At 67.5% G+C, this 13,548-nt stretch carries 9 protein-coding genes; all 9 read right to left on the bottom strand.

All coding sequences use genetic code 11. The features are described from left to right. Window positions 1-3 precede the first annotated feature (3 nt). The gene (locus LXN00_RS02785; protein WP_234504462.1) at window positions 4-852 is read right to left on the bottom strand and encodes an alpha/beta fold hydrolase; all 849 of its coding nucleotides are present in this window, start codon (window positions 850-852) and stop codon (window positions 4-6) included. Then, complete coding sequence (locus LXN00_RS02790; protein ID WP_234504464.1) at window positions 822-1,061, bottom strand: hypothetical protein; 240 nt, start codon at window positions 1,059-1,061, stop codon at window positions 822-824. Before LXN00_RS02790 ends, LXN00_RS02785 begins: the two co-directional genes overlap by 31 nt. Then, entirely contained in the window at window positions 1,058-1,636 is a 579-nt protein-coding gene (locus tag LXN00_RS02795; RefSeq protein ID WP_234504467.1) for a fuculose-1-phosphate aldolase, read from the bottom strand. The genes LXN00_RS02790 and LXN00_RS02795 overlap by 4 nt, the downstream gene beginning before the upstream one ends. Before the next feature lie 57 nt (window positions 1,637-1,693). Next, on the bottom strand, window positions 1,694-6,268 hold the full coding sequence (gene rpoC, locus LXN00_RS02800) for a DNA-directed RNA polymerase subunit beta' (protein ID WP_234504470.1): 4,575 nt from the start codon (window positions 6,266-6,268) through the stop codon (window positions 1,694-1,696). Window positions 6,269-6,279: 11 nt separating this feature from the next. Next, window positions 6,280-9,636 carry a DNA-directed RNA polymerase subunit beta gene (locus tag LXN00_RS02805; RefSeq protein ID WP_234504472.1) on the bottom strand — a complete coding sequence of 1,119 codons (3,357 nt, stop codon included), beginning with the start codon at window positions 9,634-9,636 and terminating at the stop codon, window positions 6,280-6,282. Window positions 9,637-9,828: 192 nt separating this feature from the next. Beyond that, entirely contained in the window at window positions 9,829-11,097 is a 1,269-nt protein-coding gene (gene aspS, locus LXN00_RS02810) for an aspartate--tRNA(Asn) ligase (RefSeq protein ID WP_234504475.1), read from the bottom strand. Between the two features lie 111 nt (window positions 11,098-11,208). Beyond that, on the bottom strand, window positions 11,209-11,508 hold the full coding sequence (locus tag LXN00_RS02815; RefSeq protein WP_234504479.1) for a hypothetical protein: 300 nt from the start codon (window positions 11,506-11,508) through the stop codon (window positions 11,209-11,211). After that, on the bottom strand, window positions 11,495-12,811 hold the full coding sequence (locus tag LXN00_RS02820; protein WP_234504482.1) for a phospholipase D-like domain-containing protein: 1,317 nt from the start codon (window positions 12,809-12,811) through the stop codon (window positions 11,495-11,497). Before LXN00_RS02820 ends, LXN00_RS02815 begins: the two co-directional genes overlap by 14 nt. Then, the gene (locus LXN00_RS02825) at window positions 12,796-13,548 is read right to left on the bottom strand and encodes a TatD family hydrolase (RefSeq protein WP_234504485.1); all 753 of its coding nucleotides are present in this window, start codon (window positions 13,546-13,548) and stop codon (window positions 12,796-12,798) included. Before LXN00_RS02825 ends, LXN00_RS02820 begins: the two co-directional genes overlap by 16 nt.

The following is a 13,548-nucleotide window of genomic DNA, read 5'->3' on the forward strand; positions in this document are numbered from 1 at the left end:
AGTCTACCACCCTTGGGGGGCGAGGACCTGGGCGAGGGCGGCGCGGAAGGCCTCGCCGAAGGCCTCGGGGGCGTCTATCCAGGGGTAGTGCCCGGCTCCCGGCACCACGCGGATGGGCGCCCTAAGGCGCTCCGCCACCTCCTCGGCGTAGGGGTAGCTGGTGCCGTCCCGCTCCCCCACCACCACCGCCAGGGCTTTGGAGGAGGGGGTGAGGTAGGGGGTGTAGTCCAGGCGCCAAAGCCCGTTCCGCAGGAAGGCCAGGGCGGGGGTGTCGGGCCCGAGGATCCCCGAGCCCTCCGCCAGCCACTCGTACTCCATGCGCCCCCTGGGGCTTGGGAACATGAGCCGGTCAAAGAGGAGCTTGGGCTCGGCCTTTTCCAGGGCGGCCTTGAGGTTTTCCTCGGGGTCTTCCCCTGGGGTGAGGCCCGCCGCCTCCGCCAGGCGGGCGGCAAGCCAAGGGAAGCTCACCCAAGGCCCAAGGAGCAGGGCGCCTTCCGCCTCGGGGTAGCGGCGGAGGACCTCCAGGGCCACCACCGCCCCGAAGCCGTGGGCCAGGAGGCCGAACCGCTCAATCCCCAAAGCCTCGGCCAGGGCCAGGGTGTCCTCCACCAAGGCGTCAACGGTGAAGAGCCTGGGGTCTTGGGGAAGCTCCAGGCTCCGCCCCGAGCCCCGCTGGTCAAAGTAGACCACGCGGAAGCCTTCCAGGTAGTCCTGGAGCCCTTCCCGGAGGACGTAGGCGTTGCCCCCGGGGCCCCCGTGGAGGACCAAGAGGGCGGGGGCGTGCTCGTCCCCCACGTCCTCCACGTAAAGCTCCGCCTCCCCTACGGGGATGTAGCCGATTTCTTCCCGCATCCCCTATAGACTACCCCATCCTCCAGGGTAAAGGCCCAGACCCGAGCCCCCGGGAGGCCTTCCGCCAGGGCCTGGGCCTCCTCCGAGGCCCCGAAGACCTCCAGGAGAAAGACCCCTTCCCCCGCCAGGAGCCAGTAAGGGTGGGGAAGCTTCTGGGCCAGGGCCTCCAGGGCCTTCCGGTCCTTGGCCTCCACGAAAAGCACCCTCATCCCTTCCCCCAAAGCCGATGGTAAAGGAGGACCTCGGCGCTTTCCTCCAGGGTGGTGAGGAGGCTATAGGCCTCTAGAAGGGCCTCTTCCGGCTTCTCCTTGGTTCCCTTGGCGAAGGCCCCGTGCCCCTTGAGGAGGCAGACGGGGTGGTCCCGCAGGGCCTCGGCCACCGCTAGGGCCGCCTCTTCCGTGGCGGAGGTGGTCTTGGGGGAGAGGACGGGGACCTCCTTGAGGTAGATCTGGCCCTCGAGGTCCAGGGGCACAAGTCTTTCCAAGCTTAAGGAAAGGGCCACCGCCACCCGAGGGTGGGCGTGGGCCAGGGCCACGGCGTCCGTGCGCCGGTAGACCTCGCGGTGGATGATGCTCTCCACGCTGGCGCCCGGGGGAAAGGGGCCCTCCAGGGGCACCTCCACGAGGTCCTCCGGGGTAAGCCGCGCCTTCTGCACCCCGCTTTTGGTGATGAGGAAGCCCTCCTTGGTGCGGGCGGAAAAGTTGCCGGCGGTGGCGGAGATGAGGCGCTGGGCGAAGAGGTCTTCCCCCACTTGGCGGAAGGCGGTGTAGAGCCTAGCCAGCATGGCCCCATTATGCGGGAAAAGGCGGCGGGAAAGCCCCGCCGCCCCATAAGCCCGTCCTTAAGCCTGCTTGCCCGGCTGCTCCCGGCGGGGGATGCGGCGGGCAGGGGCCTCCTTGGTGGCCTCCACCGCTTCTTTGCGGGCCTCCTCCAGGGCCTTCAGCGTCTTTTGGTCCACCACCTGGGTGAAGCGCACGAAGTCCGAACCGGTGCCGGCGGGGATCAGGCGGCCCAGGATGACGTTTTCCTTGAGGCCGATGAGCTCGTCCTTCTTCCCGGCGATGGCCGCCTCGGTGAGGACGTGGGTGGTGTTCTGGAAGCTGGCGGCGGAAAGCCAGCTCTTGGTGGAGAGGGCGCTCTTGGTCACCCCCATGAGGAGGGGCTTCCAGGCCACCGGGGTCTTGCCCTCGGCGATGAGCCTTTCGTTCAGGGCCTCCACGTCCCACTTCTCCAGGACCTGGCCTTCCAGGAGGCGGCTATCCCCGGGGTCGGTCACCTCCACGTACTTGAGCATCTGCCGCACCACGATCTCAATGTGCTTGTCGTGGAGCTTCACGCCCTGGGCCCGGTAGACCTTCTGGATCTCGTCCACCAGGTAGCGCTCCACCGCCTCGGGACCCTTGGCCTCGAGGAGCTGGTGGGGGTCAATGGCCCCGCGGGTGAGGGGCTGGCCCGCCTCCACGTAGTCCCCGTCCTTCACCACCAAGCGGGCGTCCTTGGGGAGCTTGTACTCCTTGGCGAAGCCTTCGGACTCCACGAAGACGGAGAGCTTGTCCTCGGTTTCCTCAATGCGCACCACCCCGTCAATCTCGGAGATGACCGCCTTGGCCTTGGGCCTGCGGGCCTCAAAGAGCTCAATGACCCGGGGCAGACCCTGGGTGATGTCCGTGCCCGTGGCCACGCCGCCCGTGTGGAAGGTGCGCATGGTGAGCTGGGTGCCGGGCTCCCCGATGGACTCCGCCGCCACCACGCCCACCGCCTCGCCGATGGACACGGGCCGGGCCATGGAGAGGTCGTAGCCGTAGCACTTCTGGCAGACCCCGTAGCGGGTCTGGCAGGTGAGGGGGCTCCGCACCGGCACCTCCTTGATCTCCCCGGCTTCCGCCCCCTTGATGAGGAGGTTCACGTCCTCCATGGAGAGGTAACGCCCCTCTTCCAGCCGTACCCCCTGCACCTCCACCTCCCGGGCCAGGACCCGGCCATAAAGCCCCGCCTCAATGTCCGAGCGCTTCCTCAGGCGCAGGGAGCGGGTCACCTCGTCGGGCTGGAAGAGGGGGACGGAGATGTAGTTGGTGGTGCCGCAGTCCGCCTCCCGCACCACGATTTCGTGGGCCACGTCCACCAGCTTGCGGGTGAGGTACCCGGAGTCGGCGGTCCTAAGGGCGGTGTCCGCCCCGCCCTTCCGCGCCCCGTGGCTGGAGATGAAGTACTCCAAAACCGTGAGGCCCTCGCGGAAGGAGGAGCGCACGGGCACCTCAAAGGTTTCCCCCGAGGGCTTTTGCATGAGGCCCCGCATGCCGCAAAGCTGGCGGATCTGCTGCGGGTTACCCCGGGCCCCGGACTGGGCCATCACGTAGAGGGGGTTGAAGGGGTAGTTCTCCTCAAAGTTCTTGAAGACCGCCTGGGTGACCTTTTCCGTGGTTTCCGTCCAGAGCTGGATCACCTGGTCGTACCGCTCCCGGTCCGTGAGGAAGCCCATCTCGTAGGCCTGCTCAATCTGGCGGAGCTTGCGGTCGGCCTCCTCCAGGTACTTCTGCTTCTCTGGCGGGATCACGGCGTCGTCAATGCCGATGGTGATGCCGCTCGTGGTGGAAAGGGTGAAGCCGTAGTACTTGAGGGCGTCCAGAAGCCGGGCCGTTTTCTCAATGCCCAGGCGCAGGAAGGACTGGTAGACCAGGTCCTTGAGGGAGTTCTTTTCCTGGGGGACGTCCATCTGCAGGAGCTCCTGGGCCACCTTCTCGTCCCCCACCGCCTCGCCCACGATGCGGGCGAAGAGGATGCGGCCCGGGCTCGTCTCCAGCCGCTTGCCCAGGTAGCGCACCGTGACCACGTCCTGGAGGTCCAAAAGCCCGTGGGCCACGGCCAAAAGGGCCTCGTCGGGGTTGGCGAAGATGAACTTGAGCCGGCCCACGCTGGTTTCCTTGCCCGCCACCTTGATGGGGGCGTTCAGAGCCACCTCGCCCCGTTCGTAGGCGGCCAGGGCCTCCTCGGGGGTGGCGAACTCTAGGCCCGCCCCCTTCTTCTCCCGCCGCACCTGGGTGATGTAGTAAAGCCCCAGGATGATGTCCCGGCTGGGCTTGGCCAGGGGCTCGCCGGAGGCGGGGGAGAGGAGGTTGTGGGCGGAGAGCATCTGGATGCGGGCCTCCGCCTGGGCGAAGGAGGAAAGGGGCACGTGCACCGCCATCTGGTCCCCGTCAAAGTCGGCGTTGAAGGCCTCGCAAACCAGGGGGTGGAGCTGGATGGACTGCCCTTCCACCAAGACGGGCTGGAAGGCCTGGATGCCCAAGCGGTGCAGGGTGGGGGCCCGGTTCAGGAGGACCACCTTCCCGTGGATCACCTCCTCCAGGGCGTCCCACACCTCGTCCTTGATGTCCCGTTGCCGCTCCAGCATGCGCCTCGCCGCTTTGACGTTGGGGGCGATGCCCTTTTCCTCCATCTTCTTGAGGAGGAAGGGCTTGAAGAGCTCCAGGGCCATGCGCTTGGGCAGGCCGCACTGGTGAAGCTTGAGCTGGGGGCCCACCACGATCACCGAGCGGCCCGAGTAGTCCACCCGCTTGCCCAAGAGGTTCTGCCGGAAGCGGCCCTGCTTGCCGGAGAGGATGTCGGTGAGGCTCCGCAAGGGGCGGTCGGAGCCGGGGTTGGTCACAGGGGCCCCGCGGCGGCCGTTATCGATCACGGCGTCCACCGCCTCCTGGAGCATGCGCTTCTCGTTGCGGATGATGATCTCCGGAGCCCCTTGGGCGAGGAGCTTCTTCAGGCGGTTGTTGCGGTTGATGAGGCGGCGGTAGAGATCGTTGAGGTCGCTGGTGGCGAAGCGGCCCCCGTCCACCTGGACCATGGGGCGGAGGTCCGGGGGCAGGACGGGGACGGCCTCGAGGATCATCCACTCGGGGCGGTTGCCGGAGTCCAGGAAGGCCCGCACCACCTCGAGGCGCTTCCGAGCCTTGGCCCGGCGGGCCCGGGAGGGGTGCTTCATCTCCTCCAGGAGTTCCTTCTCCAGCTTCTCCAGGTCCAGCTCCTTGAGGAGGGCCTGGATGGCCTCGGCCCCCATCCGGGCGTCAATGTCGTAGGACTCCACCACCCGCACCACGTTGCGGACCAGGTCCACCTCCACCCGGCCATAGATCTCGCTCTTGACCTTGCCCCCGTCCGCCAGCACGTCCCCGGGGGCTACCCGGTCCCCGGTGGAAACCTCCACGTCGTCCTCAAAGGGGTAGAGCTTGGCCTTCATCACCACGATGCTGGCGGGCTCGTGCAGGTGGACCACGCCTTCGGCCTCGGCGATGACCTCCTCCTCGGGGTCAATGGCGGCCACGATCTTGTCCCCCGCCTCCACCTTGGCCCCCTCCGGCACCACCACGTTCATGTGGGGGGCCACCCGGTACTCCTTGGGCTCGGTCCACTCCAGGGAGAGGGTGAGGTAGACCTGGTCCCCTTCCTCTTCCGCCCCCACCACCTTGGCGTGCATGTGGCGGGGTAGGCGCAAAAGGCCCTTGCCTTCCGCCAGGGGCTGGCCCACCTCCACGATCTCCCCGTGCACCACCTGGGGGGCAAGCCCCACGGGGAGGAAGTAGCGGGCCACGGGCTCCTCGTCTTGCAGGAGGGTGAGGAGGTAGCCTTCCTGGAGTTCCTTAAGCTCCACCACCCCCTCTTCCTCGGCCCGGAGGAGGTAGGGCTCGGGGAGCTCCGCCAGGATCTCCCCGGGCTTGTAGGCCTCCTTCTCCACCCAGGCGGCGAGGGGCAGGCGCAGGGCGGCCCGTTCCTTCTTCAGGTAGTCCACCACCACCCGGCGGGGGAAGCGGTAAAGGGCCACCCCGTCCATCCGGCTCACCACCCCGGGGGCGAGTTCTTGGCCCTTCACCACCTCCTCCCCGTCCTTCACCAGGGCGTCCACCCCCGCGGGCAAGGGGTAGGTTTCCTGCTTGCCGTAGCGGAGCTCCCGGTACTCCTCGTCGCTGAGGAGCTGGCGCTTCTCCACGGGGACGCCGTTCAGGATGGCCCCCTTGGGGTCTAGGACGATGTACTTGCTGAAGTAAAGCACCTGCTCCAGCTCGGTGGCGGAGAGGTCCAAGAGGGTGCCGATCTTGGAGGGTACGTCCTTGACGAACCAGATGTGGGCGGCGGGGGTGGCGAGCTCAATGTGCCCCATGCGGTAGCGGCGCACGATGCTCTTGGTCACCTCCACGCCGCAGCGCTCGCAGACCTTGCCCTCAAAGCGCTGGCGCTTGTACTTGCCGCAGGCGCACTCGTAGTCCTTGATGGGGCCGAAGATGCGCTCGTCAAAGAGGCCGTCCCGCTCGGGTTTGAGCGTGCGGTAGTTGATGGTTTCCGGCTTCTCCACCTCCCCGTAGCTCCAGGAGCGGATCTTCTCCGGGGAGGCCAGGGCAATGCGGACCTTGCGGACTTCCTTTTTCATCTTTCCTCCAGTTAGCGCTTGGATGCCAGCCCCTCAAAGATGTCCACGGGGTTGTCCTTCTCGTCCAGGGTCTGTACGTCCAGGGCCAGGGCTTGCAGCTCCTTCACCAGGACGCGGAAGGACTCGGGCACGCTGGGCTCGGGCACGTCCTCACCCTTGATGATGGCCTCGTAGGCGGCGTTCCTGCCTTCAATGTCGTCGGACTTGATGGTGAGCATCTCCTGCAGGGTGTGGGCGGCCCCGTAGGCCTCGAGGGCCCACACCTCCATCTCGCCGAAGCGCTGGCCGCCGAACTGGGCCTTGCCGCCCAGGGGCTGCTGGGTGATGAGGGAGTAGGGGCCGGTGGAGCGGGCGTGCATCTTGTCCTCCACCATGTGGTAGAGCTTCATGATGAACATCTGCCCCACCACGATGGGCCCCTCAATGGGCTCGCCGGAGCGGCCATCGTAGAGGACCACCTTGCCCTGCATGAAGAGTTCCTTGAGTTGCTCCTCGGGGCTTAGGCCAGGGCTCACCAGGCCAAGTTTTTCCGCCCGGGCCAGGACCTCCCGCTCCCGCTTGTCTACCCCGAAGCCCTCGGCCTTCCGCTTGCCGAAGTAAAGGTCAAAGGCCTCGGCCAAGAGGGCTTTGATCTCCGGCTCCGTGGCCCCGTCAAACACCGGGGAGATGTAGCGCTGGCCCAGGAAGTAGCCCGCCAAGCCCAGGTGGGTTTCCAGGATCTGCCCCAGGTTCATCCGGCTGGGCACGCCCAAGGGGTTCAGGATCACGTCCACGGGGGTGCCGTCCGGCAGGTGGGGCATGTCCTCCACCGGGAGGATCTTGGCCACCACGCCCTTGTTGCCGTGGCGGTTGGCCAGCTTATCCCCCACCTGGAGCTTGCGCTTTTGCGCCACGAAGACCCGCACCACCTCCCGCACCCCGGGCTTGAGCTCCACCCCTGGATCCCCCCGCCTGAGGCGCAGGGTGCCCACCACGATGCCCCCTTCCCCGGGGGGCACCCGCAAGGAGGTGTCCTTCACGTCCCGGGCTTTCTCGCCGAAGATGGAGCGGAGGAGGCGCTCTTCGGGCGAAGGCTCCTGCTCGCCTTTGAAGCTGGTGCGGCCCACCAGGATATCGCCGGGTTTGACCTCGGCGCCGATGCGCACCACGCCTTCCTCGTCCAGGTCGCGCAAGGCGGCCTCGGAGAGGTGCGGGATGTCCCGGGTGATGCGCTCGGGGCCCAGCTTGGTGTCCCGGGCCTCTATCTCGTAGCGCTCAATGTGGATGGAGGTGTAGAAGTCCCGCTTCAGGAGCTCCTCGCTGATGACGATGGCGTCCTCAAAGTTGTAGCCGTCAAAGGGCATGATGGCCACCAGGACGTTCTGCCCTAGGGCCAGGAAGCCCCCCTCCGAGGCGGGGCCGTCCGCTAGGAGGTCTCCCTTCTTTACCCTTTGCCCCACCACCACCCGGGGGCGTTGGTCCAGGGCGGTGCCCTGGTTGGAGCGCACGAAGCGGCGCAAGGGGTGCTCCACCAGGCGGCCATCGGCGTAGCGCACGGTGATGCGGCGCCCATCCACCGCCACCACCTCGCCGTCCTCCTCGGCGTAGAGGGCGGCCAAGGAGTCCCGCACCACCCGCTCCTCGAGGCCCGTCATCACCACGGGGGCCTGGGCGCGGATCAGGGGCACCGCCTGGGTCTGCATGTTGGAACCCATCAGGGCCCGGTTGGCGTCGTCGTGCTCCAGGAAGGGGATGAGGTTGGTGTTCACGGAGAAGACCTGCTTGGGGGAGACGTCCATGAACTCCACCTCCTCCGGGCTCACGATGACGGGCTCCCCCCGCCTCCGCGCCACCACCCGGTCCGTGGCGATGCGGCCTTCCTCCACGGGGGTGTTGGCCTGGGCGATGGTGTAGCGGTCCTCCTCCGTGGCGGTCATGTAGACCACCTCGTCCGTCACCACCCCGTTCACCACCCGGCGGTAGGGGGTGCGGATGAACCCGAGCTCGTCCACCCGGGCGTAGGCGGCCAAGGAGGTGATGAGGCCGATGTTGGCCCCTTCCGGGGTCTCCACCGGGCAGATGCGGCCGTAGTGGGTGCGGTGGACGTCGCGCACATCAAAGCCCGCCCGCTCCCGGGTGAGGCCGCCAGGCCCCAAGGCGGAGATCCTCCGCTTGTGGCGCAGGGAGGAGAGGGGGTTCGTTTCGTCCTTAAACTGGGAGAGCTGGCTGCGGCTGAAGAACTCCCGGATGGCGGCCTCGAGGGGCCGGTTGTTCACCAGCTTGGCCGGGGTCAAGGTGTCCCCACCCATGACCATGCGCTCCCGCACCCCGCGGGCCAGGCGGCTTAGGCCCACCCGGAACTGGTCGGCCATGAGCTCCCCCACGGTGCGGATGCGCCGGTTGCCCAGGTGGTCAATGTCGTCCACCTCGTGGCCCGGCGCCCCTGCGGTGAGGGCGAAGAGGTAGCGGAGGGTGGGCAGGAAGACCTCGTCCTTGAACTCCCCGTCCTCAAAGCGGGCCAGGGTGCGGCCCGAAAGGCGGATGCCAAGCTTCTCCTCGGCCTTGTACCGCCCCGCCTCCCCCAGGTCGTAGCGCCGGGGGTCGGCCAGGAGGCCGTAGAGGTAGGCCAAGGCCTTGTCCTTCTTGGGCGGGTCCCCGGGGCGGAGCAGGGTGAAGAGGCGCACCAGGGCTTCCTCGGGGCGCATGGAGAGCACCGCCTCGTCCAGAAGGCCTTGCACCAGGTCCCCGTAGGCCCCAAGCTCCCGGTTCAGGGTTTCGGCATCGTACCCCAAGACCCGGAGGAGCAGGACCAGGGGGAACTTGCGCTTGTTGACCTTCATGGAGACGGTGCCGTTTGGTTCCAACTCTAGGTCAATCCAAGGCCCCCGCTTGGGCAAGGGGATGATGCTGGCGATGTACCGCCCGGGGCGGGCGGGGTCTGGGGTGAAGTACACCCCGGGGGAGCGGTGGATCTGGGAAACGATGACCCGGTCAGCCCCGTTGATGATGAAGGAGCCGTCCTCGGTCATCAGGGGGATGTGGCCCAAGAAGACCTCGTCCTCCTTGATAAGCCCCGTGTCCTTGTGGATGAGCTGGAGCCGGGCGTAAAGGGGGGCCTGGTAGGTGAGGTCCTTCTGCCGGCACTCATCGGGTGGGAAAGGCGGCTCGCCGATGCGGTACTCCAGGAAGTCCAGGACCAGGCCGCCCTTGCCCTTGTCTCCTTCCTCAATGGGGAAGGTCTCCTTGAAGGCCGCCTGGATGCCCACGTTCTCCCGCTTTTCCGGGGGCACGTCGGCCTGAAGGGCCTTTTTGTAGGAAGCCACCTGGATTTCCGTAAGGGGAGGAAGGGGAATGACCTCTCGGATGCGACCGAACCGCTTAATCTCCATGCGTCACCTCAAAGGGGTAAGCGGGCCGCCCGAGGTAAGCTAACAGGGTTCTTCCGCAAGGGGAGCGCCCCTTGCGGTGGCTGGTTCTTACCGTGCTCCCTTGGCCCGACCAAAGAGCACAAACTCTACCTTACCCCAAAAGCACTTTCCCGTCAACTTAGGACGGGTGCTTTCCCTTAGCAAGCCGTTGGGCTAAGGGGTAAGCCGGTGCCGGTCCCGGGGGAAGGCCCGGGCGTAGCGCACGTTGGGCAGGCCGAGGAGCTTTTGCGTGAGCCGCTCCGCCCCGATGGCGAAGCCCCCGTGGGGGGGCATGCCGTACTTGAAGACCTCCAGGTACCCCTTGAAGCCCTCGGGGTCCATGCCCTTGGCCTTAAGGCTTTGCAAGAGCTCCTCGTACAGGTGGATGCGCTGGCCCCCTGAGGTGATCTCCAGGCCGCGAAAGAGGAGGTCAAAGCTCCGGGTGGTGCCGTCGGGCTCGGGGTAGGTGTAGAAGGGGCGCACCGCCCTTGGGTAGCGGGTGAGGAAGAGCCAGTCCGTGCCCCAACGCTCCTTGGCGTACTGGCCAAGGAGCCTTTCCGCCTCCTCGGAGAGGTCCTGGCCGGCGGGGTAGCCCAGCTCCTCCTTCAGGATGCGCCGGGCCTCGGCCAGGGTCAGGCGGGGGATGTCCTTGGGGAAGGAGGGCCACTCGGCCCCAAGGAGCCGGATCTCGTTCCCGGCAGCGGTGAGGGCTTCTTCCAGCATCTCCTGGAGGAGCGCTTCCTCCAGGCGCATGAGGTCTTCCTCGCCCTCAATGAAGCCCATCTCCACGTCCAAGGAAAGGTACTCGTTCAGGTGGCGGCTCGTGTTGTGCTCCTCCATGCGCCACACCGGGGCCACCTCGTAGACCCGCTCAAACACCCCCACCATGATCTGCTTGTAGAGCTGGGGGGACTGGGCCAGGTAGGCCCTTTGCTCAAAGTAGTCCACGCCGAAGAGCCCCGACCCTCCCTCGGCCCCGGCCCGCACCACCTTGGGGGTGAAGATCTCGGTGAAGTCCTGCCGGTCCAGATAGCGGCGGAAGCCCCGCACCAAGGCGGCCTGCACCTTGAGGGGGGCGCGGGCCTTTTCCCCCCTAAGGGTCACGTAGCGGTATTCCAGGAGGGTGTCGGGGTGGGCCCGCCACTCCTCCTTGGGGATCTCCACCGGGGTGGGTTCCAGGGCGGGGGAGAGGACCTCAAGGTCCTGGGCCTGGACCTCGAGGCCCCCCGGGGCCTTGGGGTTTTCCACCACCACCCCCCGCACCCGCAAGGAAGACTCGGGCAGGGGAAGCTTTCTTCCCCCCGTAACCACCTGCACCACCCCGCTTCGGTCCCGGAGGAGGAGGAACTGCACCTTGCCCAGGTCCCGCCGCCAGTGGAGAAAGCCCAAAAGCTCCACCTCCTCGCCCACGTGCCGCTTCAGGTCCTTCACCAGTACGCGCATCCTTCCCTCCTAAGCGTTTGCCCCCCCGGCCATGGGGGACCGGGGGGGCCAGGTGCACCGCCCCCCAGCTAGCCGTTGTTAAGAAGGCGCGGGCGCATGTTGGGCCTAAGTTTAGGAGGTTTCCCTTGGGAGGTCAAGTTGCTCAAAGGCCAAGACGAGCTCGGGAAGCCGCTCGGGTTCGGCCACGGCGAAGAAGTTCTCCTCCAGCTCCAGCCGGGCCGCCCACTCCCCTGCCACCCCGGCCAGGGTCCTGGGGCCCGCCTCCTCCCGGAGGAAGCGGCGCCTCCGAAGCCGTAAATCCCCTCCTTCCCCGTAGAAGACCTGGTAGACCACCCCGCCCCGGCGCTTTTCCGCATACCACCCCCCCTCAATGGGGCTCACCTCGTAGCCCAGGGCTTTAAGGGCTTCCATCCAGGACCTCCAGGGCCTCGGGGCTTTCCAGGACGATCTCGTAATACCCGGCGTAGAGGACGATGCGCCCCTTGGCCCGCACCCGCTTGCCCAGGTAGCTTTGGGGGAAGGGTTGCTGGAAAAGCCCATAGTTACGGGGGAAGGCCACCAGGCGCAGGTCGCTTTCCCCCGTGCCGAAGTGGAGGAAGGCCACGGTGCCCCGGTCCTCCACCCGCTGGATGACCCCTTCCACCCGGGCCACCCGGCCGAAATGCTTCGGGGCCTCCTGCCAGGGGATGACGCCTTCCACCTCGGGGAGGGCGAAGGGGTTTTCCTCTAGTCCCGCCTGGAAGTCCTTCTCCAGGGTGGCGAGGAGGCGGGCGAAGGCCTCGGGGGCCTCCTTGCGGGCAAGGAGCACGGCGAGCTCCCGGTTGGCGTTCAGGGAGTTGGCGCTCAGGTTCAGGCTTCCCAAAAGGGCCACCTCCCCGTCCTTGACCAGGACCTTGGCGTGGACATAGGGGTCGGGGAGGAAGCGCACCTCGGCCCCCGCCGCCTTGAGCGCCTCCGCCCCCGCCAGGAAGTAGGTGTCCCCGGGCTCGGCGGGGCTTCCCACCAGGCGCACCTTTACCCCCCGGGCCAGGGCCTCCTTCAGGGCCGCCACCACCTCGGGGTCCGCCATGGCCTGGTGTTCCAGGAAAAGCTCCTTCTTGGCCCCCTGGATGAGGGAGAGGAGGACCTCGCGGGCGTTGCCCTCCTTGACCCCGCCCAGGGTGCGGCTTGGGGCCCAGACGAGGAGGGAGCGGGAGAGGTCTAAGCGCTCCCCCTTCCAGTCCGCCTCAAAGACCCGGGCCACCTCGGCCACCTGCTTGGGGTCGTCCAGGATGAGGGCGTATTCCCGGTTGGCGCCGAAGGAGCTTCCCGTGAAGTTCATCGTCCCCACCCAGGCCCACCTCCGGTCCACCACCACGCTCTTCTCGTGGACGAAGACGAAGCGGAAGGGGGTGGTGAGGCGCACCTCCACCCCCCGGTCCTTCAGGGCCTGGTAGACGGCGAGGTCCACCCGCCCGCCCGCGGGCTCCCGCTCCAGGAGGACCCGTACCCTAACCCCCCGGGCCGCCGCCTCGCCCAAGGCCTCCACCAGGTCCATGCGGCTTGGGGTCCAGAGGTAGACCTTGACCAGGATCTCCTCCCTGGCCGAACGGATGAGGTCCAGAAGGGGCTTTACCCCGTCCTCGGGCTCCACCACGAGCCGGGGGGCCGCCAGGGCGGCGAGGAGGAAAAACGCTAGGGCAAAAAGAAGCCTGCGCATCACCACCCAAAGCATACCTGGGCGTTATGGTCCGTGAGGGCCTCCGCCTCGGCGAAGCTAAGCCCCCGCACCTCCGCAAGCCGCGCCAGGGTGAAGCGGACGTAGTGGGGGCGGTTGCGCTTGCCCCGGTGGGGCTCGGGGGGGAGGAAGGGGGTGTCGGTTTCCACCAGGAGGCGGTCTAAGGGGAGGCGCTTCGCCACCTCCCTTAGGGCCTCGTTCTTCTTGTAGGTGAGGGGGCCTGCCAGGCTGAAGTAGGCCCCCACCTCGAGGCCCGCCCGCTCCAAGGCGGGGTGGCCCCCGAAGGCGTGGAGGACCACCCGCTTGGGGCGGTGGAGGAGGAGCCAGGCGGCGAGGTCCTCCTCGGCGCTCCCGTCCTTGCTCCGCACGTGGAGGACCAGGGGAAGCCCCCTTTCCTCCGCCAAGGTCGCCTGGAAGTCCAGGGCCCTTCCCTGGGCGGCCTTGGTTTCCGGCGTCCAGTAGTAGTCCAGGCCCGTTTCCCCGATGGCCCGCACCCGTTCGTGGCGGGCGTAGTGGCGGAGGGCCTCCTCCACCTCGGGGGAGAGGAGCTGGGCGCTCGTGGGGTGGAGGCCGAGGGCGGCGTACACGTTCCCTTGGGCCAGGGCCAGGGTTTTCTCCCAGCGGCCCGGGTCCACCCCGAGGGTGAGGACGGCCCGGAGTTCCGGGAGGTGGGCCTTCACCTCCGCTAGCTCCTCGGGCTCCAGGAAGTCCAGGTGGGCGTGGGTATCGGTCAC

Origin of the sequence: Thermus brockianus, from assembly GCF_021462505.1 — a bacterium.
In the GTDB taxonomy this organism is placed as follows: domain Bacteria; phylum Deinococcota; class Deinococci; order Deinococcales; family Thermaceae; genus Thermus; species Thermus hydrothermalis.